Here is a 25377-nt window from a genome sequence, read left to right as displayed (position 1 = left end):
AAGATCAGGGCGCCATTTCGGCCACACCCCGCGATGGGGCGCTTCGGCGTGCCTGCGGGGTGTTTCGGCGTGCCCGCCCGGGTGTTTCCGTGGGGCTGCCGGTTGGCGAGGAGTGGGGCATGGCTTCTTGAGAGGGGTGTGGCGCGGCTTGTGACGGCGGTTGCGTGGCCTGCGGCGCGCGGCTTGGCGGGCGCGCGTGGGGGGTGCGGTTCCGCTGTCGGTGCGGCGTCGTCGGCTTGTGGTGCCGGCACCCTGGGGAGGGGGTTTGGGCCTGGGGGTGCCGTGGCCTGAAGCAGGCAGGGTCAGGGGCCTGCCGCCACCGCCCCGTCAGCGCGGTCGTGTCGCGGGCCGATACCTCAGCGGGCCGCCACCCGTCGGAGTACATCGGACGCGACGCCACCGGTGCGTGGCATCGGCGGCGGTGCCACGGCCGTGGCGAACGGTTCGGCGGGTGAGTCGGCGTGGGGGCGGCGGCCGCCGCGGCCCTCGCCGAGGACCTGCCAGCCGTCACGCGTCAGGGTGATGTACGCCCCGCAGCGCAGTCCGTGCAGGGTGCAGGCGTCCCGCAGGCCCCACATCCACGCCCCGTCCTCCTCCGTCCAACGCGCGTCGCCCTCACGGCAGTAGAGCAGCACGGCCGTACGTACGGGGGTCCGGCGGCGCAGGTCGTGGGGGATGACCCGGCGCAACTGGGCCAGCAGGGCGTTGCGGAACATCCACCCATCGGCCGGTGCCGGGCGCCGGGTGAACGAGGCACTCGCCCTCAGCCGTTCGTCCGGATCGAGAACTGCGATGACCGCGGTCGCGGGCCGGGGCTGGTGCCGTGCGTGCAGCCCGGTGACGACCTCCCGGGGATTGCGCAGCAGCGGAATCCCGGCGGCGGCCCATTCCGCGGGCTCGAGCAACCGGTTGGTGGAAGCGGCGGACAGGTCGGCAGACGTCGACATGGAGGCCGCCGAGGACGGAGCGAATCCGAAGGTCACGATCCTCCCTTCGGCTACGCGCCCACACTGCGGGCGGGGGTCGGACTTGGGGGAGCGCACGCCGCAGCAGAAGCCCTACCGATTCACGAGTGAGCCGTGCGGGGAGCGGACTCCAATTCTTCCTGGCGAACTTGGTTGCGGCAACGAGCAATTGGGGCCACTGGCGGTTTTGTGGTGATCCACCGCTTATATCCCTGCTCATAGGACTCGACGGCAACGACCCAGCGGCAGGGCCCACTTCGGCGTACGCCTCGTTCAAGCCCGCACGGCGAGAACCAGCGGCAACACCCCCTGCGCCCCCGCACGCCGGAGCACGCGCGCGGCGACCGCGAGCGTCCAGCCGGTCTCGGTCACGTCGTCCACCAGGAGTACGGGGCCGACCGCCTCCTTGAGCGCCACGGCCAGTTCGGGCGGCACGGTCAGCGCTCCGTCCAGCGCCTTGAGCCGTTGTGCGCTGTTGCTGCGGGTGACCTGGGAGACCGCGCCGGTGTACGCCACGGATCCCAGCAGCGGCAGACGGCCGATCTCGGCGATCCGCGCTCCGAGGGTGCCGATCAGCTGCGGCCGGGAGCGCGAGGCCATGGTGACGACACCGACCGGGCGCGGCTGGGCGTCGGCGCTCCCGGAGGCCCAGCCTCCCGGGCCCTTCGCCCAGTCGGCCAGCACGCCGACAACCGCCTTCGCCACATCGTCCGGCACAGGCCCGTCGGGGGCCTGGGGCGCGAGCATCGGCCGCAGCCGGTTGCCCCAGCCGATGTCCGAGAGCCGGCCCAGCGCACGCCCCGGCGCGGCCTGCTCACCGGCCGGAATACGTCCCTTCAGGTTGACGCCGACCGCCGGCAGCCCGGTCGGCCACATCTTGCGCGGCTCGACCTCGACACCCGCCCGTCCCAACTCGCCGCGCGCCGCGTTCAGCGCCGCCGGGGAGACGGAGTCCGGGAAGCGGGGCTTCGCGCAGGTGTCACAGCGACCGCACGGGGCGGCCTCCTCGTCGTCCAGCTGCCGCCGCAGGAACTCCATACGGCAGCCCGTCGTCGTGACGTAGTCACGCATCGCCTGCTGCTCGGCCGCGCGCTGCTTGGCGACCCAGGCGTAGCGCTCGGTGTCGTACGCCCAGGGGGCGCCGGTGGACACCCAGCCGCCCTGGACCCGCCGCACGGCACCGTCCACGTCGAGGACCTTCAGCATCGTCTCCAGCCGGGACCGGCGCAGCTCCACCAGCGGTTCGAGGGCGGGCAACGACAGCGGCCGTTCCGCGTGCGCGAGGACGTCCAGGGTGCGGCGCACCTGCTCCTCCGGAGGGAAGGCGACGGAAGCGAAGTACTCCCAGATCGCCTGGTCCTCCTTGCCTGGCAGGAGCAACACCTCGGCGTGCTCGACCCCACGGCCCGCGCGGCCCACCTGCTGGTAGTAGGCGATCGGGGAGGACGGCGAGCCCAGGTGCACCACGAAGCCCAGGTCGGGCTTGTCGAAGCCCATGCCCAGCGCGGAGGTCGCGACCAGGGCCTTGACCCGGTTGGCCAGCAGATCCTCCTCGGCCTGCTGACGGTCCGCGTTCTCCGTCTTCCCCGTGTACGACGTCACGGTGTGCCCGCACTGGCGCAGGAACGTGGTGACCTCCTCGGCGGCGGCCACCGTGAGGGTGTAGATGATTCCGGAGCCCGGCAGCTCGTGAAGGTGGTCGGCGAGCCAGGCCATCCGATGGGCGGCGTCCGGCAGTTCGAGCACCCCAAGGCTCAGACTCTCCCGGTCCAGCGGTCCGCGCAGGACCAGCGCGTCCGTGCCGCCGCCGGTGCCCAGTTGCTCGGCCACGTCGGCCGTCACGCGCGCGTTGGCCGTCGCGGTGGTGGCCAGCACGGGGACGCCGCGCGGGAGGTCGGCCAGCATGGTGCGCAGCCTGCGGTAGTCCGGGCGGAAGTCATGACCCCAGTCCGAGATGCAGTGCGCCTCGTCGACCACGAGCAGGCCGGTCGCGGCCGCCAGCTCGGGCAGGACCTGATCGCGGAAGTCCGGGTTGTTGAGCCGCTCGGGGCTTACGAGGAGCACGTCGACCCTCCCCGCGGTGACCTCTTGGCGGATCGTGTCCCACTCCTCCGTGTTCGAGGAGTTGATGGTTCGGGCGTGGATTCCGGCGCGAGCGGCCGCCTCCACCTGGTTGCGCATGAGCGCGAGGAGCGGGGAGACGATAACGGTGGGGCCGGCGCCCCGCTCGCGCAGCAGCGCGGTCGCGACGAAATACACCGCCGACTTGCCCCAGCCCGTGCGCTGTACCACCAGGGCTCTGCGCTTGTCGGCGACCAGTGCCTCGATGGCGTGCCACTGGTCCTCGCGCAGCCGTGCGGCACCCGCCGAGGCGCCGACGAGGCGGGCGAGCACGGCGTCGGCGGCCGTACGCAGATCTTGGCGGGCCGTGGTGGGCAGGTCTTCGTCGCTCATGGCCCCATGCAACCCGATGCCTCGGACATCGCGCGAACGAGCACGGCGAACTGTGGACAGTTTCTGACGTGATCATGGTCGGACTTATCCACAGGCAAAAGCGGAACTTCAAGATCCGCGAGATGGTCGCCGCATGACGAATCACAGCGAAGCGGCCGGGACCTCCGGCAACGGTGACATCAGCGGGCAGAACGGCTGCGGCGGGCGCGGGGAGAGCGCCGCGTACGAGGGTCGCGACAGGCACTCTCGTCCAGGGCAGGGACACTCCGCGTCCGGGCAGCCGTCCGGACACTCCGTGCCCGGTGCGCATGCCCCGCTCCTGGGACTCGATGAGTCCAAGGTGTACGCGGCACACGGCTCGGCCGCCGATCCCTGCGGAGAACAGCAGGTCACGCTCCGCACGCCGGCCGAACTGGCCGACGCCCTTCCCTACCTGCTCGGCTATCACCCCGAGGACAGCATCGTCCTGGCCGCGCTGCACGACCGTGACACACGCGGACGGTTCGGCGGGCGGGCACGGCTCGGCATCCCGGCCCAGACGGACGACTGGCCGTCGGTCGCCCAGCAACTGGCCCACGGACTGGTGACCGGAAGCGAGCGCCGGGGCGCCAAGCCGGAGAGCATGGTCGCCTTCCTCTGCCAGGATCCGGCGAGCGGTGAGTCGGCGCGCGACGTCATGGAACGCCTGCGACCACTCGCACAGCTCCTGCGTCGGGCCTGCGGCGTCCTCGACGTCCCGGTGGTGGAGGCCCTGTGCATCTCCGACGGCCGCTTCTGGTCGTACTGCTGCCCGGGTAATGGATGTTGCTCGCCCGATGGCGAGTCGATGGGGCTGCCGGGCACCTCGGTGCTGGCGGCCGCCGCGACCTACGCGGGCCTTCAAGTACGCGGCACCCTGAAGGAACTGCGGGGACGGCTGATGCCGTGGGAAACCGCGGCCGCGTTGCAGCAGGAGGCCGCGCTCGACACCGCCCAGTCCGCCCTCGTGCCGCGCGTCCTGGACGCGGAGAGCCGCGCGGAGGTGGCCGAGGAGACGCTCGCGCTGGCCCGGCGCATGATGGAGCGTCTCGCGGGCAACCCGATCGTGTCCGGCGCACTGGACGCGGACCTCCGTGACGACGAACTCATCGGGCACGACGATGCCGCCACCGTCATCCTCGGACTCCAGGACCGCGCGACCCGCGATCGCGCCGCCGAGTGGATGGAAGGCGACGAAGCCGGTCCGGCCCTCCGTCTCTGGCGCGCTCTGTCGCGTCGGTGCGTCGGCCCCTACGGAGAGCACGCCGCGGCTCCGCTCACGCTGGTCGGCTGGGTCGCCTGGTCCTCGGGCGACGAACTGGAGGCCCGCGAAGCCCTGGCCATGGCCCTCGCCGCCGACCCCGACTACCTCTTCGCCCGCCTTCTGCACCAGGCCTGCAACGAGGGTCTCGACCCGGAGTCCATCCGCCGCTGTCTGCGCGCGGAACGCAGGGGACGCGACCTTGCGACGGCAACCGAGGGCATCGATGCTGACAGCGATTCGAGCCGGGACGCCTTGTGCAGCGATACCGAGGGCGATTCGAGCCGCGTCGCCCGGTGCGGCGATGCCGAGGGTGACCCCAGCCACGCTGCTGCCCGGTGCGCGGATACCGAGGGCGAATCGAGCCCTGCCACCCCGTCCGAGGATGCGGAAAGCCCATCGGACGGGCCGTGCGACACCGGCTCGCGACGCCGACGAAGGCCACGCGCAGAAGGGGGCTCCCACGCCCGCGCCACCCGGCGTTCACCCGGCACGGCCTCGACCCGCCGCTCGCGTCCCGTCGACGGCACCTCACCCGCCGGTCGGCGGCCGGGGCGTGCGGCGGACGGCGTGAGCGGTCGAGCGCGGGTCCGCCGTGGTGGCGGAGGACAAGGCACGGAGGGGGACACGTGAGTGCGCAGACGCCGTCCGGGACTCGCACCGCCGAGCAACCCCCGAACGCACCGCCGCGCGGCTCCACGGCCACCCGCGCGACTCCACCACGCTGCCCTTCGGTCGCCTTCCCGAAGAGGAGGCGTGACCTGGAGCGGAGCCGCTCCGTTCACCTGTGTGGCGGTACCCATGGCTTGCCCTCGCCGTCCTGTCACCCCGTCTCTGCCTTGCCCCCACCTGGTGCCGAGCGCACCCCACGCACGCCGAACGCAGAAGAAGCCGCCCCATGCCCCTGCCCTCCATGCCCGACGCCTACGACAACGTCCCGTCCTTCCGCAGGCCCACCCAGCGCTCCGCCCGTGCGCCGCGTGAGGACGGCACCAGCGCTCCGCGCACGGACCTCCGCAGCCCCTCGCCCCGCACCACGGGCTCGGGCTTACGGGGCCCAGGCGTTCAGGTGCCTGCCACGCCCGGTACAGGCCACCTGCCGGCGCAGCCCTTCACAGGTGCGGGAAGTCCAGCAACCCCGCAAGCACCGCCGCCCGCCCCGCGGCGCCCCGCGGAGCTGCCGCCGGCCCACACCACGCTGATCTGCGTCGCACTGCCGGGCCTCGCGATCTCCACCGAACAGGGCCAGCTGACCGGCAGTGGGCTGGAGGGCTTCTACCGTGCTGGGCGGCGGATGCTCGCCCGCTGTCAGGTTCGAGTGGCGGGCCGGGAGCCGCTCGCCGTGCAGGCACGGATGGTCACGGCCGACCGCGCCCGGTTCATGGGCACGCTGCGGATCTCCGCCGACGCCGGACCGGACCCGGACGTCATGGTCGAGCGCACGCGTTACGCGGACGGCACCGAGCGGATCACCCTGCACAGCACCGCGCGCCGCCCGCTGCGCCTGCCCGTCGAGGTGTCCCTGGGCACGGACCTCGCGGAACTGGGCGCCGTCGCCTCCGGCAGCTCCGGGCCGGAACTGCCCGCCAGCGTTCACGACTCCGGCCTGCGCTGGTCCTGCCCCACCGGGCATTCCACCGTCACCGCCAACCCCCCGCCCTCCGATGCCCTGGCTTCCGCGGGACTGCTGCGCTGGGAGTTGGAACTCCCGCCCGGCGGCACCCGGAGCCTGGAGCTGCGCGTACGGCCGGACGGCGCGGGACCCATCAGACCGGTGGGCCGGGGCGCCACCAGCCCTCTCGCCCAGACCCAGGCCGCCGGCGACGACCCCGGCGCCCAGGCGCTGCTGCACACCTGCCTGGAGGACCTGGAAGCCCTGCTGCTGCGCGACCCCGCGAACCCGTCCGACACCCACCTCGCGGCCGGAGCGCCCTGGCGCTGCGGCATGGCCCCGGCCGACGCACTGGTCGCCGCCCGGATGACCCTGCCGCTCGGCACCCGGCTTGCCGCGGGCACCCTGCGCACCCTGGCCCGCACCCAACTCGAGGGACCGGAAACCCAGTCCGGAATGATCCCCGGCCCACGGCGGGACGCCGGCCCGCATCTGCCGCCGGTCTGCACCGGCACCGAGGCGACCCTCCTGTTCCCCGTGCTCCTCGCGGAGGCCCGGCGCTGGGGGCTTCCCGAGCAGGAGACCGAGGAGTTGCTGCACGCGGCCGAGCGCTGCCTGCGGTGGCTGCGGGCCGCCGTCGAAGACGGGACGTATCTGCCCGACCCGCGCCCCGGCGGGCCCTTGCGCTGCGAGACCCAGGCGTATGCCCACCGGGCCGCGTTCTTGGGCGCCGACCTCCTCGACACGTACGGACGGCCCGGCGGGACGGAGCTGAGGGAGTGGGCGAGAGAGCTGCGGACCCGGTTCCGGGCGGACTTCTGGCTCGAGGACCGGGGTGGTGGCAGACCCGCGGCTGCCCGTACGCCCGGCGGGCGTCTCGTGCCGCACCTGGGCGCGGGCGCCGCCCATCTCCTCGACACGGGGCTGCTCGGCGCGGGTGACCAGGCCCCGGGCCTTCTCGACAAGGTGCAGACCGAGCAACTCGCGCGGCTGCTCGGCGGACCCGCCATGGACTCGGGGTGGGGGCTGCGGACGCTGGGAGCGAAGGAGGCGGCGTACAACCCGTTCGGCCATCGCAGCGGCGCCGTGCGCGTGCAGGAGACGGCGATCGCAGTCTCGGGGCTGGCCGCCGCAGGCTACGAGAAGGAGGCGAGCTCGCTGCTGCGGGGAGTGCTCGCGGCGGCCGAGAGCTTCGGACACCGGCTGCCGGAGATGTACGCGGGGGAGCAGCGGATGGCAGGCGGTGCTCCGCTGCCCCATCCCGCGGCCTGCAGACCGGCCGCGACGGCGGCCGCCTCGGGCGTGCTGCTGCTCACCACCCTCGCCGGAATCCGTCCCGACGCCCAGGCCGGCACGGTGACGCTGCGCCCGGTGCGCAGTGCGCCGCTGGGGGAGATCGGCCTGACGGGACTGCGGGTGGCGGGCGCCCCCTTCGCCGTACGCGTCAGCAGATTGGGGCTCGCCATGGTCGAGGAGGCGGCTGACGGGCTGCAGTTGGGAGTGTGAACCGGCGTGACGTGTGAGCGGACGATCACGGGTACCGACATCCGGTGACCGGCGACCGGATCATGAGCCCCGTTTCGGACAGAAGTGGATCAAGTAGGGAAGCGATCGACGAAGGGAGTGTTTATCGTCAGGCAGACGACTATGATCGCGGCATGCCCTACGACCCGTCGGCCTACCCGCCCTTCGCTGTCACCGTGGACCTGGTCGTGCTGACCGTCCGCCGCCACGCGCTCTGTGCGCTGACGGTACGGCGGGGCGAACAGCCGTTCCAGGGGCGGTGGGCGTTGCCCGGCGGCTTCGTACGGGCCGACGAGGACCTGGCGCAGGCCGCGGCGCGGGAGCTGTCCGAGGAGACCGGGCTGACCGCCCACGACCCGTCCGTCCCCGCTCAGGACAACGGCGCTCACCTGGAGCAGCTGGCGACCTACGGTGACCCGAAGCGCGACCCGCGGATGAGGGTCGTCAGCGTCGCCCACCTCGCGCTCGCCCCCGACCTGCCCGCGCCTCGCCCGGGCGGCGACGCCAACAGCGCACGCTGGGCCCCCGTGGAGGAGTTGCTGGCACAGGGGGGCTACGGACGGGACGGTGAGCCGGTGGCGCCGCTGGCCTTCGACCACGCGCAGATCCTCGCGGACGGCGTGGAGCGCGCCCGCTCCAAGATCGAGTACTCCTCGTTGGCGACGGCCTTCTGCCCGCCGGAGTTCACCGTCGGCGAGCTGCGCCGCGTCTACGAGGCGGTGTGGGGCGTGGCGCTGGACCCGCGCAACTTCCACCGCAAGGTGACGGGCACCCCCGGCTTCCTGGTGCCCACCGGCGGCACCACCACGCGGCAGGGCGGCCGCCCCGCCCAGCTCTTCCGCGCCGGCGGCGCCACTCTGCTCAACCCGCCGATGCTGCGCCCCGAGGTCTGACGCAGTGGAGCCGGCACGCGCGGCGGATGTGAACACGAGGCGTACGCCGACCACGACCCGATGCCCGCCCGGTGGCTCCGAGGCCGCCTGCGAAGCAAGCGCCAAGGTGCCCGGAAAAACGGACATACCGCGCTATCTTGCTTTGGGTGATCCAGGCCATCGGATTGACCAGCATCCCCCGCAAGGAGCTTCGGCCCGCCGTCGACGACGCGTCCTTCGAGGCTCATTCCGGCCGCGTCACCGCACTCCTCGGCGCCCCGGGTGCGGGCAAGACCACCGCGCTGAAGCTCATGCTCGAACTCCAAAGGGGCCGCGGAATCGCCTACTTCAGAGGCCGCCCCCTGCACCGCGTCGCCTATCCCGCGCGGGAAGTCGGCGTACTGCTCGGCGACGTGCCCGGCCACCCGGCCCGCACGGTCCGCGGTCATCTGCGCATGCTGTGCGCCGCCGCGGGGCTGCCCGTGCGGCGCGCCGACGAAGTCCTGGAGGTCGTTGGCCTGGTCAGCCTGTGCGACGTGCGGCTGAGCACGCTCTCGCGGGGCATGGACCGCCGCCTCGGCCTGGCATGCGCCCTGTTGTCCGACCCGCACACCCTCGTCCTCGACGACCCCGCCGCCGGGTTGTCCGTCCGCGAGGGCCGCTGGTTGCACGGGATCATGCGGGCGCACGCCAACCAGGGCGGCACTGTCCTGTTCACCACCCGCGACCCGAAGGAGGCCGCGCGGACCGCCGACCAGGTCCTCACCCTCGAACAGGGCAGACTCGTCGCCGACCAGGACGTCGCCGACTTCTCCCGCACCAGACTCCGCCCCCGCGTCGCCGTCCGCACCCCGCACGCCGCCCGCCTCGGCGCGCTGCTCACCAAGGAGGCCAGGACCGCACGGCGTTCCATGGAGATCGTGCGGGAGGGTGGCAACCGGCTGTCGGTCTACGGCAGTACGTGCGCCGAGATCGGCGAGACCGCGTTCCGGCACGGTGTTCTCGTACACCAACTCGCCGACGAGATCGGGGACATGGGGCCGACGCCGGCGCCGCTGTCGTCAGACCGCGCGCCCACGCCGACACTGCCGGGCCCGTCGACCGTCGACGGGCCCCCCGTGCAGGCCGAGACCGCCGACGGCTCGGACCAGGAGGATCGGCGGCCGGTCGCGGAACAGTTGGCGCTCGCTGAAGAACCCGAAGACGCCGAAGACGCGGACGGGCATGGAGGGGCTCAGGAAACGGAGGCCGGTCCACGGACACCCACCACGGACGAAACGGACGTCAACTCCGAGCCTCCCACCGACCCCACCGACGCCACCGACCCCACCGACCCCGCAGACCCCGCAGACCCCGCGCCGCACGATCCCCTCGTGTCGCCCCTGGCCCGAGCGTCCGACCCGGACCCCCTGCCCCCTCTCCCTCCGCACATCAAAGTCCGCCCGGCCCGAAGCCCCCTGCGTCCGCTGCGCTACGAGCTGCGCCGTGCGACCGGCGTGGGCACCGGATACGTCGCCGCCGCCGCCGTACTGGTCACCTCCGCCCTCATGTCCGTGGTCCTGGCCCGGGTCGGGCACACCCCGCAGCCGCGGCTGCTGGCCGCGTGGCCGCGGGAACTGCCGCTACCGCCCGCCGCCATCGGCGCGGGACTGCTCGGCGCGGTCGCCTTCGGTGACGAGTTCCGCCACCCCGCCCTGGCCGCGGACCGCGGCACCGTCCCCCGTCGGCTGGGGCTGCTGGCCGCGAAACTCCTGGTGGCCGCCGCCACCGGGCTGCTGCTGGCCCTCCTCACCGTGGGCTGTGACCTCGAAGTGCTCTATCTCGTCTACGGACGGGAACTCGCCTCACTTCCCACTGACTGGCTGTCGCTCGGCGCGAGTTGGAGCGGACTCGTGGTGGGGTGCGCCTGGGCGGGAGTGCTCGCGGCGGGGGTCTTCCGTTCCACGAGCGCCGGGCTCGCGGCGGTCGTCGCCGTGCCACTCCTCGTCGTACCTCTGGTGCAGAAGGTGCTGGAGGGGCCGACGGTACGGAGCGCGGCCGGCTTTCCGATGCGGCTGCGTGAGCTCGTACTGATCCAGTGGCCCTTCGGCGGAGAGCGCTATCTGGAGGCTCTGGCCCGCGTGATCGCCCAACCCGTGGGTGGCGCGCTGCTGTTGTCGCTGATGGCCCTGCTCGGCGCTTATCTGCTCACGAACCTGCGCGGCAGGGTTCGGGGATGACCCTCCACATCCCTTCGTGCTCACCCTCCGTGCCCATCCGCTGCCGCAATGCGCACAAAGCCTTGTAGAACACCCATTTCTTTCCGATAAGGCGTCAATTGCGACGGGGTGAGCGATCACCCTTTCGTGTGCTTTTCACCAAAGACCTCAAGGGAGTTGAGAACGCAGCCGACAAAGGATGCGTGAGTACCCTTGCGCACACCATGATGACCGCCGCCCGCTCCGCCGACTCCGGCCTCGCAGGACCGGGCGAACTCGACCGCTACCCGTACGCCGAACCCCCGGGCATGGACCGCGTCGGCGCCCCCGCCTGGGACAACGCGGACCCCGAACTGGGGCGCGTGGGCCGACGCGCCGCCGGGAGCCGTGGCCGCGGACTGCACGGCCAACTCGTCCAGCAGCTGGGCCAGATGATCGTCTCCGGCGATCTGGGCGCCGATCGCCCGCTCGTCCCGGAGGAGATCGGCCAGCGCTTCGAGGTCTCCCGCACCGTCGTCCGCGAGTCCCTGCGTGTCCTGGAGGCCAAGGGACTGGTCAGTGCCCGGCCGAACGTCGGGACGCGTGTACGACCGGTCAGCGACTGGAACCTGCTCGACCCGGACATCATCGAGTGGCGGGCCTTCGGGCCGCAGCGCGACGACCAGCGGCGCGAGCTCAGCGAACTGCGCTGGACGATCGAGCCGCTCGCCGCCCGCCTCGCCGCCGGACACGGCCGCGACGACGTCCAGCAGCGCCTCGTCGACATGGTCGAGCTCATGGGGCACGCCATGGCCCAGGGCGACTCGGTGACCTTCGCGCGGGCGGACGCCGAGTTCCACTCGCTGCTCATCCAGGTCGCGGGCAATCGCATGCTGGAGCACCTCTCCGGGATCGTCTCCGCGGCCCTGCAGGTCTCCGGCGGTCCGGCCACCGGCTGTGACCGGCCGGGTGAGTCGACCCTGGCGCACCACGCCCGGATCGTCGATGCCCTCGCCGCGGGCGACGGAGGGGCGGCCGAGGCGGCCATGCGTCAACTGCTCACCGTCCACCCCGAGGTGGAGCGGGTGGTGCCCGCGCCGCGCGAGCACTGAGGGCACCGGCAGCGCGACAAGGGCGGCACGGCGGGGGCGTCAGTCCTGCGGTGGCACCGCTCGACCGGCGAACCGTGTGCTGCCGGACCCCATCGGATCCTTCCGGGATTCGGCGGGGTCCGGCGGCGTGACGGGGTGGCGCGGATCGGGCGGGCGCGGATCGGTGGGGCGGCCGGCCCGCGGCCAATCTCACCGGGGGCAGTGAACCTGATGGGGGTCGGTGATCCCCGACGCAGACGGTGAGCCCGAGGGGGTCGGCGAACCTCGACGAGGCCGATGAGTCGCATTGCCGGTGAGCCGCATTGGGGAGTTCGTTCGGGAATCGCTCGGGTACCCGTCAAACAAGTACCGGTCGTGGCCTTGAACGACTACCTATGGCATTGTCTGACCGCTTTTGAGTGCTTACGGGGTGTGACTCGGGCCACGCAGATTGGGCGTAACGCTCGTGGGAGCAGCGCGATGACCTAAGAGGTGACAGCCGCGGAGGGAATACGGACGCCGTTCACGGCGCTGTGCATCTTCCCGGCCCCCGCCCGCACCGTCGGCCCATCCCCAAGCCGGTGGTCGGCTCCTGTCCGCAGTGGACGGGGCCGGAAGCCGTTTTCCAACGTTCCGAGAGGTTGTTCGTGTCGGCCAGCACATCCCGTACGCTCCCGCCGGAGATCGCCGAGTCCGTCTCTGTCATGGCGCTCATTGAGCGGGGAAAGGCTGAGGGGCAGATCGCCGGCGACGATGTGCGTCGGGCCTTCGAAGCTGACCAGATCCCGGCCACTCAGTGGAAGAACGTACTGCGCAGCCTCAACCAGATCCTCGAGGAAGAGGGTGTGACGCTGATGGTCAGTGCCGCGGAGCCCAAGCGCACCCGAAAGAGCGTCGCAGCGAAGAGTCCGGCCAAGCGCACCGCCACCAAGACGGTCGCGGCGAAGACGGTGACCACCAAGAAGGCCACCACCGCCACCGCCCCCGCGGTGCCCACGGCCGACGCCTCCGCCGAGGACGCCGCGCCCGCCAAGAAGGTCGCAGCCAAGAAGGCGACTGCCAAGAAGGCGGTCGCCGCCAAGAAGACCGTCGCCGCGAAAAAGACGGCGGCCAAGAAGACCACCGCCAAGAAGGACGACGTCGAGCTGGTCGACGAGGAGGTCCTGGAGGAGACCCCCGGCGGCAAGCCCGGTGAGGAGCCCGAGGGCACCGAGAGCGCCGGTTTCGTGCTCTCCGACGAGGACGAGGACGACGCGCCCGCCCAGCAGGTCGCCGCCGCCGGTGCCACCGCCGACCCCGTCAAGGACTACCTCAAGCAGATCGGCAAGGTCCCGCTGCTCAACGCCGAGCAGGAGGTCGAGCTCGCCAAGCGCATCGAGGCCGGTCTGTTCGCCGAGGACAAGCTGTCCAACGCCGACAAGCTCGCCCCCAAGCTCAAGCGCGAGCTGGAGATCATCGCCGAGGACGGCCGCCGCGCCAAGAACCACCTCCTGGAGGCCAACCTCCGTCTGGTGGTCTCCCTGGCCAAGCGCTACACCGGCCGCGGCATGCTCTTCCTGGACCTGATCCAGGAGGGCAACCTCGGTCTGATCCGCGCGGTCGAGAAGTTCGACTACACCAAGGGCTACAAGTTCTCCACGTACGCCACCTGGTGGATCCGTCAGGCGATCACCCGCGCGATGGCCGACCAGGCCCGCACCATCCGTATCCCGGTGCACATGGTCGAGGTCATCAACAAGCTCGCGCGCGTCCAGCGCCAGATGCTCCAGGACCTGGGCCGCGAGCCCACCCCGGAGGAGCTGGCCAAGGAGCTCGACATGACCCCGGAGAAGGTCATCGAGGTCCAGAAGTACGGTCGCGAGCCCATCTCCCTGCACACCCCGCTGGGCGAGGACGGCGACAGCGAGTTCGGTGACCTCATCGAGGACTCCGAGGCTGTCGTCCCGGCCGACGCGGTCAGCTTCACGCTTCTGCAGGAGCAGCTGCACTCCGTCCTCGACACGCTCTCCGAGCGCGAGGCGGGCGTCGTCTCCATGCGTTTCGGTCTCACCGACGGTCAGCCGAAGACCCTCGACGAGATCGGCAAGGTGTATGGCGTCACGCGTGAGCGCATTCGTCAGATCGAGTCGAAGACGATGTCGAAGCTGCGCCACCCGTCCCGCTCGCAGGTCCTGCGCGACTACCTCGACTAGTCGCCCAGGCCCGGCCCGCGCGGTCGACTTCGCAAGGCCCGGTTCCCTCGAAGGAGCCGGGCCTTCGGCGTGTGTGCGGCATGCGGGCGCCCGTTTCGTGAATCACTCTGGGTGTGCCATCCATATCTAGGAGTGAGGAGCGCGCATGCGCCGATCGATCGCCCGACTGCTGGCCTTCGCGGCCACTACGGCCGTTATACCGCTGGCGTCACCCCCGACCGCGACGGCGGACGTCGTCATCGGCGGTTATCCCGTGGAGATCTCCCAGGCGCCCTGGACGGTGGCGCTGTCCAGCCGTGACCGGTTCGGGGGTACGCGCGCCGGGCAGTTCTGCGGCGGCGCCGTGGTGGGTCCCTCGACGGTCCTGACGGCCGCCCACTGCCTCACCGAGGACGTCCTGGGGGCGCCTCCGGAACAGATTCCCGACCTGAAGGTCATCGCCGACCGATCCGAGCTGCAGTCGAACCAGGGCAGCGAGATCCCGGTGCGCGGAACCTGGGTCAACCCGGAGTACAACGCCTATACGAACGCCGGGGACTTCGCCCTGCTCACCCTCGCCCAGCCGCTGCCCGAGAGCTTCGTCATCCCGTTGGCCGGGGCCGGTGACCCGGCGTACGAGCGCGGTACAGGGGCCGCGGTCTACGGCTGGGGCGACACCACGGGGGCCGGGGACTATGCGAAAAGCCTGCGGGCCGCGCCCGTACGCGTGCTGTCCGACTCTCTCTGTGAGCAGGCCTATCCCGGCGGCGCGGAAGGCACGTACATGGCCGACCCCATGCTGTGTGCGGGAGAACTGCACGGCGGCCGGGACGCCTGCCAGGGGGACAGCGGAGGGCCGCTGGTCGCCCAGGGGAAGCTGATCGGGATCGTGTCCTGGGGCGTCGGCTGTGGGCTGGCCGGGAGCCCCGGTGTCTACACCAGGGTCTCGTACGTCACTCAAGCCCTGACAGCGGGCAGCTGAGGCGGCGCCGAAGGGCCGGTACGGCCTTGCGCCGTGTGCAGGACGAGAGCGGGCGGCCACCCCGTGGGTACGGGAGTGGCCGCCCGGTCACCGGCCTGGAGCCGGTGTCGGCTCGTCGTCAGGTGCGAAGCGTCAGCGCTCGTCCTCTTCTGCGGTGGCGGGAGCGGCCGTGAGCCGCTCCGTCTCGTCCTGTATCTCCGCGGCGATCTTCTTGAGCTCCGGCTCGAACTTGCGGCCGTGGTGGGCGCAGAACAGCAGCTCTCCACCGCTCAGCAGGACGACGCGCAGATAGGCCTGGGCGCCGCAGCGGTCGCATCGGTCAGCGGCCGTCAGCGGGGTCGCGGGGGTCAGAACAGTAGTCACGTCGCCTCTTCTCTAGCTCGACGAGCTGTCGTACCAGGGTCAACATCCAACCAGGCCGAAAACGTTCCCGCTCGCGGCTTTAACTCGAAAAAATCTTTCCGGGCCGGCTGTCTGCTGCCGGTTGGCGGCGAATGAGCCGTAGTGCGTGTCTTCGTGTCGTACGGGTTCGCGCTGTCTGTCGGTGGTTCTGGTGGTTGTTCTTGCGGTTGTACCGTCCTCCCGGCTGGGTTGCCGGTTGTTCATGAGGACGTGCCCGGAGCCTAAATGGTTCATGCCTCGAAGGGAACGTGATATGTACTTCACCCCATCGAGGGATCGAACACTCATGCGAGCCTGGACTACTCTGAGTTTCGGACGAGGGTTGCGTTACAACGGCTCTACCAGGCCTCGGTACCCTCGGACCGGCAACAGAGCCCGGCCCCTTACCCAAATGGGTCCCACCTGAAATTCAGCGAGGAGCGAACCGCGTGACCGCCGAAACGTCCGTGCCGTCCACAGCGCTGCTGACCGGAGCAGACCGGGACGGTTCCAACTACACCGCGCGGCACCTGCTCGTCCTCGAGGGGCTCGAGGCCGTGCGGAAGCGCCCCGGAATGTACATTGGCTCGACCGACAGTCGAGGCCTGATGCACTGCCTCTGGGAGATCATCGACAACTCCGTGGACGAGGCCCTCGGGGGCTACTGCGACCACATCGAGGTGATCCTCCACGACGACGCCTCCGTGGAGGTGCGGGACAACGGTCGTGGCATCCCCGTCGACGTGGAGCCCAAGACCGGCCTCTCCGGCGTCGAGGTCGTCATGACCAAGCTGCACGCCGGCGGCAAGTTCGGCGGCGGCTCGTACGCGGCCTCCGGCGGTCTGCACGGCGTGGGCGCCTCCGTGGTGAACGCGCTCTCGGCCCGCCTCGACGTCGAGGTCGACCGCAGCGGCCACACGCACGCCATCAGCTTCCGGCGCGGTGTGCCCGGCGCCTTCGCGGCGAACGGCCCGGACGCCAAGTTCGAGGCGACGGGTGGTCTGCGCAAGGCCAAGAGGATCCCCAAGACACGCACCGGCACGCGCGTGCGCTACTGGGCCGACCGCCAGATCTTCCTCAAGGACGCCAAGCTCTCACTGGAACACCTGCACCAGCGGGCCCGGCAGACGGCGTTCCTGGTGCCCGGCCTGACGATCGTCGTCCGGGACGAGTTCGGGCTCGGCGAGGGCGGCAGCAAGGGTGAGGAGTCGTTCCGCTTCGACGGCGGCATCAGCGAGTTCTGCGAATACCTGGCCAGGGACAAGGCCGTCTGCGACATCCTCCGCTTCACCGGCGAGGGCACCTTCAAGGAGACGGTTCCCGTCCTGGACGAGCACGGCCAGATGACCCCCACCCAGGTCACCCGTGAGCTCGGCGTCGATGTCGCCATGCGCTGGGGCACCGGCTACGACACGACCTTGAAGTCGTTCGTGAACATCATCGCCACCCCTAAGGGCGGCACACACGTCGCCGGCTTCGAGCAGGCCGTGGCCAGCACCATGAACGAGGTGCTGCGGGCGAAGAAGCTGCTGCGCGTCGCCGAGGACGACATCGTCAAGGACGACGCCCTGGAAGGGCTCACCGCTGTCGTCACCGTGCGCCTCGCCGAGCCGCAGTTCGAGGGCCAGACCAAGGAAGTCCTCGGTACCTCGGCGGCCCGCCGCATCGTGGCACAGGTGATCTCCAAGGAGCTCAAGGCGTTCCTGACCTCCACCAAGCGGGACGCCGCGGCCCAGGCCCGGGTCGTCATGGAGAAGGCCGTCGCGGCCGCCCGTACGCGTATCGCCGCACGTCAGCACAAGGACGCGCAGCGGCGGAAGACCGCACTGGAGTCGTCGACGCTGCCCGCCAAGCTCGCCGACTGCCGCAGCGACGACGTGGAGCGCAGCGAGCTGTTCATCGTCGAGGGCGACTCCGCGCTCGGCACGGCCAAGCTCGCGCGGAACTCCGAATTCCAGGCGCTGCTGCCGATCCGGGGCAAGATCCTCAACGTCCAGAAGTCGTCCGTGACGGACATGCTCAAGAACGCCGAGTGCGGCGCGATCATCCAGGTAATAGGGGCCGGGTCCGGGCGTACGTTCGACATCGACGCCGCTCGGTACGGCAAGATCATCATGATGACCGACGCCGATGTGGACGGCTCGCACATCCGCTGTCTGCTGCTGACGCTCTTCCAGCGGTACATGCGGCCGATGGTCGAGGCGGGGCGGGTCTTCGCCGCGGTGCCGCCGCTGCACAGGATCGAGCTGGTCCAGCCGAAGCGGGGGCAGGACAAGTACGTATACACATACTCGGACCGGGAACTGCGGGACAAGCTGCTCGAATTCGAGAGCAAGGGTGTCCGCTACAAGGACTCCATCCAGCGCTACAAGGGTCTCGGCGAGATGGACGCGGATCAGCTGGCGGAGACGACCATGGATCCGCGGCACCGGACGCTGCGGCGGATCAACCTGTCGGACCTCGAGGCCGCTGAGCAGGTGTTCGACCTGCTGATGGGGAACGATGTGGCGCCGCGGAAGGAGTTCATCTCGAGCTCTGCGGCGACGCTGGACCGGTCTCGCATCGACGCGTAGCCGCTGCGCTGGCTGGGCCGGGGCGCCTACGGTTCGTTTTGGGTCGGGGGCGTGCCGGGGGTGTCCGTCCTCGGAACGGCGCGGAATCGGTTGGCCGGAGAAGTTCGACCGGTTGACGCGCCAACCGCTGCGGGCGGACACCCCCGGCACGCCCCCTTCCGTTTGTACGCGGCCGGCCCGCCGTTGTGGTTGCACGCCGAAACCAGGGAGTTCGGTTCTTCATCTGATGGGGTGAAGAATTGTGAAGGGAAGGGTCGGGAATCTTCCCGGTCTGTCCATGCTTGGGCATGCAGTCAAGCACCGGCCGGGCCCGCCTACGCGGGGGTGGCTCTGAAAGCGCGGTAGGGCACCACGATGGGCACGATGCTGCCCCTGTGGATGTTCGGTTCGACGATCCTTGGTACGACGCCTTGGCCTCCGGATGGGGGGAGTTGGACGGTACGGGCGGGGTGGCTCCGGTCGGGTCGGCAGCTCGGGAAGAGGGGCGGGGCGCGGCCGACGTCTATGTGGAAGTGCAGCGCAGCGCGGCCTTTCAGGAGGTGCGTCGTCGATATCGCAGGTTCGTGATTCCGGGCGTCGCCGTCTTCTTCAGCTGGTACGTGGGGTACGTGGTGACGGCCACCACCGCGCCGGGGCTGATGGCGCGGCCGGTGGTGGGCGCGGTGAACGTGGCGATGCTGGCGGGGCTCGGGCAGTTCCTCACGACGTTCCTGTTCACCTGGGCGTACGTGCGGCACGCGAGGCTGCGACGGGACCGGGCGGCGCTCGATCTGCGCTGGGACACCCAGGAGTTGACGCGCGAGCTTGTGGGGGGCGAGCGGTGACCGACAACCATCAGACGCTGGCGTTGTTGCTGTTCAGCTCGTTCGTCGCGGTCACGTTGGCGATCACGACGTGGGTCAGCCGGAATCGGCGCGGCTCGGCGGAGGAGTTCTACGCCGGTGGGCGGCTTTTCTCGCCGATGGAGAATGGTTTTGCCATCGCGGGCGACTACATGTCCGCCGCGTCCTTCCTGGGTATCTCCGGGCTCATCGCGCTCTTCGGGTACGACGGGTTGCTGTACTCGGTGGGCTTCCTGGTGGCCTGGCTCGTGGTGCTCTTCCTGGTGGCCGAACTGGTGCGCAACTGCGGCCGGTTCACGCTCGCCGACGTGGTCGCGGCACGGATGAGAGAGCGGCCGGTGCGGATCGCGGCGGGAACCTCCTCGGTGACCGTGTCCGTTCTGTATCTGGTGGCGCAGATGGTGGGAGCGGGCGCTCTCGTCGCGCTGCTGCTGGGAGGTGAAGGCGAGGCGGCGCAGGCCTGGACGGTCATCGGGGTCGGCGCGCTCATGGTCGTCTATGTGTCGTTGGGAGGGATGCGGGCCACCACCTGGATTCAGATCGTGAAGGCGGTCCTGCTGATGGGCGGGGCGATCGCGCTGACCGTGCTCGTACTGGTGCGGTTCCACGGGGACTTCGACCAGTTGCTGCGCACGGCCGCGGAGCGCAGTGGGCACGGGGACGACTTCCTCGCGCCCGGGCTGAAGTACGGCGGGGACTGGATCGCGCGCTTCGACTTCATCAGCCTCGGGCTCGCCCTGGTGCTGGGCACGGCCGGGCTGCCGCACATCCTGTCGCGCTTCTACACGGTGCCGACCGCGCGGGCCGCGCGCCGCTCGGTGGTGTGGTCGATCTGGCTCATCGGCGGCTTCTACCTGATGACGATCGTGCTGGGCTTCGGCGCGGCCGCGATCGTCGGCCCGGAGGCCGTGCGGGGGTCGAACGCGGCCGGGAACACGGCGGTTCCGCTGCTGGCCCTTGATCTGGGCGGTGGCGCGGCCTCCACCGGCGGAACGGTTCTGTTCGCGATCGTCGCCGCCATCGCCTTCGCCACGATCCTCGCGGTGGTCGCCGGGATCACCCTCGCCTCGTCGGCGTCCGTCGCCCACGACCTGTACGCCTCCCTACGGCGCCGGCGCTCCGGGCCGCGCAGCGAGGTGGCCGTCGCGCGGGCCGCCGCGGTCGGGATCGGCACCGTCGCGATCGCGCTGGGCCTGCTCGCCCGGGACCTGAACGTGGCTTTCCTCGTGGGGCTGGCCTTCGCGGTCGCCGCGTCCGCCAATCTGCCCGTGCTGCTGTACTCGCTGTTCTGGCGGCGCTTCACCACACGGGGCGCGGTGTGGTCCGTGTACGGCGGGCTGATTCCGTCTGTGGTGCTCGTGCTGCTGTCACCGGTCGTGTCCGGGAGCCCCGATTCGCTGTTCCCCGGCGTCGACTTCCAGTACTTCCCGTTGCAGAACCCGGGCCTCGTCTCGATCCCTCTGGGGTTCCTCGCGGGCTGGCTCGGCACGGTCACCTCGGCCGAGCCGCCGGACGAGGCGAAGCACGCGGAGACCGAGGTGCGGTCGCTGACGGGCGCCGGGGCGGTCTGACGGACGGAGGGAGAGCTCCTCAGAGGGGCGGGTCAGGGGCGGGTCGCCCACTCGTAGCGGTGCTCCGGGCGGCCCGCGTCCCCGTACTTGAGGGTCAGTCTGGCCCGTCCGGTGCGTTCCAGGAGCTTCAGATAGCGCTGGGCGGTCTGGCGGCTCAGACCGGTCCGATCGGCGATCTCCTGGGCCGAGAGCGGGCCCTCCGCGGTCATCAGGGCGCGGCGTACGACCTCGGTGGTCGTGGGGGAGTGGCCCTTGGGTAGATCCGGCTCGCCGCCTGCCGAGAGCGCGCCGAAGATCCGGTCCACCTCGGCCTGTTCGGCCTCGCCGCCGCCGTCCAGCGTGCGGCGCAGCTCCGCGTACGCCTCCAACTTCGCCCGCAGCCCGGCGAACGCGAACGGTTTGACCAGGTACTGGAGCGCGCCCTGGCGCATCGCCGCCTGGACGGTCGACACGTCGCGGGCCGCCGTCACCATGATCACGTCGGTCTGGTGGCCGCGACGGCGCATCTCCTGGACGACCATGAGGCCGGTCCCGTCCGGGAGATAGTGGTCCAGGAGAACCAGGTCCACGTGGCTCAGCTTCTCCAGCTGGTCCAGTGCCTCGGCCGCGTTGTGCGCCACGCCCGCGACACGGAAGCCGGTGACCTTCGTCACATAGGCGGCGTTCACCCGGGCGACCCGGGCGTCGTCGTCCACGATCAGGACCTCGATCATCGCGACTCCTTCTCGACGGCGGTGCCAACGGCTTCGGGCGCCGTAGACGTAAGCGTCGACGCGGTCGATTGCGTCACCAGCCCCGGCTCGGCCAGCGCCTCCGGCAGTACGACGGTGAACTCCGCCCCGCCGCCCTCCGCGTCCGCGACCCGGGCCCTGCCGCCCTGCCGCTCGGCGAGGCGGCGCACCAGGGAGAGCCCGATGCCGCGCTCGCGGTGGGCCGGCGGCGTCTTCGTCGACCAGCCGTCCGTGAAGATCAACTCCCGTTTGTCGGGCGGGACTCCGGGGCCGGTGTCGCGTACGCGGAGGATCGCTGTACGTCCCTCGGCGCGCAGTTCGACCTCCACGCGCGCGTGGGGGGTGCCCGCGACGGCGTCGAGCGCGTTGTCGACGAGGTTGCCGACGATGGTGACCAGCCCACGGGGGTCGATCAGCCGGTCCGGCAGCAAGGTCCCGCCCGAGAGCGACAGGGCCACGCCGCGCTCGGCCGCGACGGTCGCCTTGCCGACCAGGACAGCGGCGAGCAGCGGATCGTGGATCTTCTCGGTGACCTGCTCGGCGGTCGCCCGGTGGTCCCCGACCACCTCACCGACGAAGTCCACGGCCTCGTCGTACATCTCCAGCTCGAGCAGGCCGAGCAGTGTGTGCATGCGGTTGGCATGCTCGTGGTCCTGGGCGCGCAGGGCGTCTATCAGGCCGCGTGTGGAGTCGAGTTCACGCCCGAGCTGTTCCAGTTCGGTGTGGTCGCGCAGGGTGGCGACGGCGCCCCCGTCGTCGGTCGGCATGCGGTTGGTGACCAGGACGCGCCGGCCGCGGACCGTCAGCAGATCGGTGCCCGTGATCCGGCCGGCCAGCACATCGGTCGTGCGGCCGGGGCCGAGCGCGTCGTCGAGCGACCGGCCGACGACCTCCTCGCCGATGCCGAGCAGCCGCTGCGCCTCATCGTTGAGGAGGCGCACGCGGCCCGCGCGGTCCAGCGCGACCACGCCCTCCCGGATGCCGTGCAGCATCGCCTCGCGCTCCGCGAGCAGGCTCGCGATATCGGAGAAGGCCAGGTCACGGGTCTGGCGGTGGACCCGGCGGGAGATCAGATACGCGGCCAGCGCCCCGACGGCCATGGCCCCGCCCGCGTACGCGAGGAGCCCCGGGATCGCATGGATCAGACGGGCGCGCACGCTGTCGTACTCGATGCCGACCGAGACGGCGCCGACGATCTTCCCGTCGGTGTCCCGCAGCGGCACCTTGCCCCGCGCGGAGCGTCCCAGGGTGCCCGAGTCGATCTCCATGACCTCCTGACCGGACAGGGCGCGCTGCGGGTCGGTCGACACGAGCCCGCCGATCTCCGTCGGGTCGGTGTGCGACCAGCGCACCCCGCGGGTGTCCATCACGACGACGTACTCGGCCCCGCTGGCCTCGCGGATCCGTTCGGCCTCGACCTGCACGGGACCGTTCACGGACGGCTTCGTCGATACGAGATCCTCGGCGAGCTGCGGCTGGGCCGCCGTGGTCTGCGCTATCGCGAGGGCGCGGCGCATCGCCTGGTCGTCCAGCTGATCGCTGAGCGGCGCGAGGAACAGCCCGGTCGCGAGGACGGCGACACCGGCGGCGATCGCCACCTGCATCAGCAGGACCTGCGAGAACACCCGCCGCGGCATACCGAGACGCAGGCGGCGTGCGGGGGGAGTGCGGCTCATACCCATGACGGTACGTGGACGGGCAGGGGCGGTCGTAGTGGGATGTGGCGCGGATCTCAGGCGCAAAGTGTTTGCACGGTGACAGCGGGGGTGGTGAGGGACGCCTTGTCGGGTCAGACCGCGAGTACCGCCGGAGACAGCTCTCGGACGGCCGTCACATCCATCCGGGACGGGAAGCCGAGCGGGGAGCCGCAGCTTTCGGGGCGGGGCGGCTGAGCGGCGCCCTGAGCCACGGCGACGCTCCACCGACGGCCGTCGGCGTGAGCGACGGTGACCTCCCAGCGGGGTGCGGCTCCTGTAGTGCCGAGGACGGTGAGCGCGTCAGTCGCCTCTTCGCCCGTCACCGTGCGCACCGCCAGTTCGGCCACCTGCCCGGGCCGCTCCCAGGCGGAGCTCCCACGGCACCCCTCGGTGACGACACGCCCTTCCCGTACGCCCTGGAGGACCTCCTTGACGTGATGGGCCTCGGCGCGGCCGTACACGTATCCGAAGGGCAGGACGAGCAGGGTGGGCGAGAAGCGGTGACCGCCCAGATGGGTGACCTCCCAGGTGCCCTCCACCCCGGACGCGGCCAGTTCGGCGGCGAGTGGCCGGCCGAGGAGGGCGCAGCAGCGGTCGCGCTTGCCGTTGGTGCAGACGAGCGCGAGGGGGCCGCCGGTGTGGGGCCGCCCCCGCAGAACATCCCCGAAGGCGCGGTGGTCGCCCCTGCCGAGCGCGGTGAAGTCAAGATTGAGTAGCTGCTCGGGGTCGGTTGTCGTGGCGCTGTGCAGCCATGCGTTCCCGGGTTCGGTGTGGGCCACGTACACCTGGCGCTCATGGACCTCGCGGCAGTCCGCGTGACGGCCGGGGCGCCGGATGAGCGCGACGCGTACGCCGGTGCCCTCCGCCGCGGCTTCGAGGGCGCGGCCCAGCACGGGGTCCAGGTGGCTCGACGTGAGCGCCTTGGCGCCCCACGGGCCCGGCTGCTCCAGCAGCAGCCAGGTCCTCGCCGTGGCGGCGGTCCCCGCGAGGGGCTCGTCGAGGCGCCGGGACGCGGATGTGCACGTACTCACAGAGGTGAGCCTAACCTGAGTTCCGCGCGAGCGACTTCCGGCCCTGCCGAACGGGTGTCGACGAGGCCCGTAGGGGTGCGGTCGAGACACACGTCTCACTCCGCGAACGCGTCCTCGCGCGGTATCGACCCACTGCAAGGGGTGGCGCCGAAGCGGTGAACGGCGCACTCGATGAGTGGTGAGCGGGGCGGATGCCGTGTGCTTCGCCAACCTCGCGAGGCACCCGTCGCACAGGGTCGGCCTCTGCGAGGATGCGCCTGCGCACCGAGTGGCAGCGTGCGCCTTGTGAGCAGAGGGAAATCAACATTGAGTGAGATTGTCCGCCGTCTTGGTGTCGCTCCGCGCTACCGAGGAAGTGCCGGTGGCGGGACATGTCCCGATATTTTCGAATTGACTGACGGGAATTTCGCCGTCATCGGTACCGATGCGACCGATTCTCTGGATGCCCAACTTCCCGCCGACGCCGCGCGCGCCGATTACGAACGAATCGTCGTGATCACCCGGGAGACTCTGGTCAGAGCGAAGGCGGATATCCCGGACGCCTGATCGCGCCGTCGTGAGGAAGCCGGCCCGGTGCGGTCAGTGCCGCTCCGGGCCGCCCCAACTGTCAGGGCTCGGTGGGGGGTTCCCCGACCACCCACCACTCATCGGTGTCCGCTTCGTCGAGTTGCAGAAGCAGGTCGTCGACCAGTTGGCCGAGCTCCGCCTCCTCGGTACCTGTCAGGCTCGCGCGCTGTTTCTGGGTCGCGTACCAGTACTCCCTGACGATCGGGTTCTGGAAGATGCCTCGCACATGCTTGAAGAATTCGTCCCTGCCCATGTTGCCGATGCGGTAGTAGCAGAGCAGGTTCGTGTACAGCGCGTTGGCGAAGAGGTACTGGCGTCGCCTCTCGGGTGTGAGGGGCCGCTCGAAGATGTCCAGCACTTCGGCGAGTTCGGGGTCGTCGATCGCCTTGCTCAACAGCTCCCAGTGCTGGCGTTGTTGCCTGGCCAGGTTCGACCGCTGCTGGATACGTGCCTGCTGTTCCAGATGCCGCAGGCGGGCGTCCAGCGTTTCGAGCGACTGTCGCTGTGCCGCTTTGGTGGCGATAACCCGTGCGGCCAGGCCGAGACAGGCTGCGGCGGCCGAGGTCAGCCCTCGAAGCCCCGAGTACCTTGTGGCCATGTCAACCCCCGATCAGGCGTCCATCCGCCGGTCGTCGGGTGTGGGTCGACAGGGTGGGGACCGGCGAGCGGTGGGCGGCGCGTGCCGCCTCCCAGTGTCGCCGAGCGGCTCTGATCGGCGGGGAGGCGGAGAGGAGGCGCACGGAGGGATCTGCGGGCCGCGTAAACCGGCGCCTTGCCCAACGTCTGCCCCGCGGGCGCCGCTAACAATCGTTCACTCCGCGGCGTATCCAGGCACTCGTATCCTGGGGCGGCATTCG

The 25377-nt window shown here is 70.9% G+C and carries 18 protein-coding genes; 11 read left to right on the top strand and 7 right to left on the bottom strand.

Features of this window, described 5'->3' with window-relative positions; translation table 11 throughout:
• Positions 1-356: 356 nt before the first annotated feature.
• Positions 357-983, bottom strand: a complete 627-nt coding sequence (locus F3T56_RS35565; RefSeq protein ID WP_149829478.1) for a hypothetical protein — start codon at positions 981-983, stop codon at positions 357-359.
• Between the two features lie 255 nt (positions 984-1238).
• Entirely contained in the window at positions 1239-3419 is a 2181-nt protein-coding gene (locus F3T56_RS35560; protein WP_172639295.1) for a RecQ family ATP-dependent DNA helicase, read from the bottom strand.
• A 133-nt stretch (positions 3420-3552) separates the two neighbouring features.
• Between F3T56_RS35560 and F3T56_RS35555 the strand changes: the two genes are divergently transcribed.
• The 7 genes from F3T56_RS35555 to F3T56_RS35525 all read left to right on the top strand — a co-directional run bounded on the left by F3T56_RS35555 (position 3553) and on the right by F3T56_RS35525 (position 15127).
• A complete protein-coding gene (locus tag F3T56_RS35555; RefSeq protein WP_149829477.1) occupies positions 3553-5331 on the top strand; it encodes a DUF4192 domain-containing protein in 1779 nt (592 codons plus the stop codon).
• 265 nt (positions 5332-5596) lie between these two features.
• Entirely contained in the window at positions 5597-7816 is a 2220-nt protein-coding gene (locus F3T56_RS35550) for a glycogen debranching N-terminal domain-containing protein (protein WP_246204229.1), read from the top strand.
• 152 nt (positions 7817-7968) lie between these two features.
• Positions 7969-8727 carry an NUDIX hydrolase gene (locus F3T56_RS35545; protein ID WP_149829476.1) on the top strand — a complete coding sequence of 253 codons (759 nt, stop codon included), beginning with the start codon at positions 7969-7971 and terminating at the stop codon, positions 8725-8727.
• 146 nt (positions 8728-8873) lie between these two features.
• A complete protein-coding gene (locus tag F3T56_RS35540; RefSeq protein WP_149829475.1) occupies positions 8874-10925 on the top strand; it encodes an ABC transporter ATP-binding protein in 2052 nt (683 codons plus the stop codon).
• 182 nt (positions 10926-11107) lie between these two features.
• Positions 11108-11995: a FadR/GntR family transcriptional regulator gene (locus F3T56_RS35535; protein ID WP_172639294.1), complete on the top strand. Its 888-nt coding sequence runs from the start codon at positions 11108-11110 to the stop codon at positions 11993-11995.
• Positions 11996-12621: 626 nt separating this feature from the next.
• The gene (locus F3T56_RS48545) at positions 12622-14166 is read left to right on the top strand and encodes an RNA polymerase sigma factor (protein ID WP_149829473.1); all 1545 of its coding nucleotides are present in this window, start codon (positions 12622-12624) and stop codon (positions 14164-14166) included.
• 145 nt (positions 14167-14311) lie between these two features.
• Entirely contained in the window at positions 14312-15127 is an 816-nt protein-coding gene (locus F3T56_RS35525) for a S1 family peptidase (RefSeq protein ID WP_149829472.1), read from the top strand.
• Positions 15128-15259: 132 nt separating this feature from the next.
• Here the strand turns inward: F3T56_RS35525 and F3T56_RS35520 are convergent, their stop codons facing one another.
• A complete protein-coding gene (locus F3T56_RS35520) occupies positions 15260-15490 on the bottom strand; it encodes a DUF7455 domain-containing protein (protein WP_013000244.1) in 231 nt (76 codons plus the stop codon).
• A gap of 467 nt (positions 15491-15957) precedes the next feature.
• Here F3T56_RS35520 and F3T56_RS35515 point away from each other — a divergent pair, with 467 nt between their 5' ends.
• The 3 genes from F3T56_RS35515 (at position 15958) to F3T56_RS35500 (ending at position 20494) form a co-directional block, all read left to right on the top strand.
• A complete protein-coding gene (locus tag F3T56_RS35515) occupies positions 15958-18081 on the top strand; it encodes a DNA gyrase/topoisomerase IV subunit B (protein WP_149829471.1) in 2124 nt (707 codons plus the stop codon).
• A 287-nt stretch (positions 18082-18368) separates the two neighbouring features.
• Positions 18369-18905 (top strand): DUF485 domain-containing protein, encoded by a 537-nt coding sequence (locus F3T56_RS35505; protein ID WP_172639293.1) that lies wholly within the window; start codon positions 18369-18371, stop codon positions 18903-18905.
• A complete protein-coding gene (locus F3T56_RS35500) occupies positions 18902-20494 on the top strand; it encodes a solute symporter family protein (RefSeq protein WP_149829468.1) in 1593 nt (530 codons plus the stop codon). The genes F3T56_RS35505 and F3T56_RS35500 overlap by 4 nt, the downstream gene beginning before the upstream one ends.
• Positions 20495-20526: 32 nt before the next feature.
• Here the strand turns inward: F3T56_RS35500 and F3T56_RS35495 are convergent, their stop codons facing one another.
• The 3 genes from F3T56_RS35495 to F3T56_RS35485 all read right to left on the bottom strand — a co-directional run bounded on the left by F3T56_RS35495 (position 20527) and on the right by F3T56_RS35485 (position 23953).
• Complete coding sequence (locus F3T56_RS35495; protein ID WP_149829467.1) at positions 20527-21207, bottom strand: response regulator; 681 nt, start codon at positions 21205-21207, stop codon at positions 20527-20529.
• Positions 21204-22901: an ATP-binding protein gene (locus F3T56_RS35490; RefSeq protein ID WP_246204227.1), complete on the bottom strand. Its 1698-nt coding sequence runs from the start codon at positions 22899-22901 to the stop codon at positions 21204-21206. The genes F3T56_RS35495 and F3T56_RS35490 overlap by 4 nt, the downstream gene beginning before the upstream one ends.
• A gap of 113 nt (positions 22902-23014) precedes the next feature.
• Complete coding sequence (locus tag F3T56_RS35485) at positions 23015-23953, bottom strand: ferredoxin family protein (RefSeq protein WP_149829466.1); 939 nt, start codon at positions 23951-23953, stop codon at positions 23015-23017.
• A 306-nt stretch (positions 23954-24259) separates the two neighbouring features.
• Between F3T56_RS35485 and F3T56_RS35480 the strand changes: the two genes are divergently transcribed.
• Positions 24260-24499, top strand: coding sequence for a hypothetical protein (locus tag F3T56_RS35480; RefSeq protein ID WP_149829465.1), 240 nt, complete (start codon positions 24260-24262; stop codon positions 24497-24499).
• 61 nt (positions 24500-24560) lie between these two features.
• On the opposite strand, the gene F3T56_RS35475 is transcribed toward F3T56_RS35480, so the two are convergent.
• Positions 24561-25118, bottom strand: a complete 558-nt coding sequence (locus tag F3T56_RS35475; RefSeq protein WP_149829464.1) for a DUF6082 family protein — start codon at positions 25116-25118, stop codon at positions 24561-24563.
• Positions 25119-25377: the final 259 nt, after the last annotated feature.

This window comes from Streptomyces tailanensis (assembly GCF_008386495.1).
Taxonomy (GTDB): domain Bacteria; phylum Actinomycetota; class Actinomycetes; order Streptomycetales; family Streptomycetaceae; genus Streptomyces; species Streptomyces tailanensis.
The sequence above is the reverse complement of the archived record's forward strand: the minus strand, read 5'-3'. Positions and strand labels throughout refer to the sequence as shown.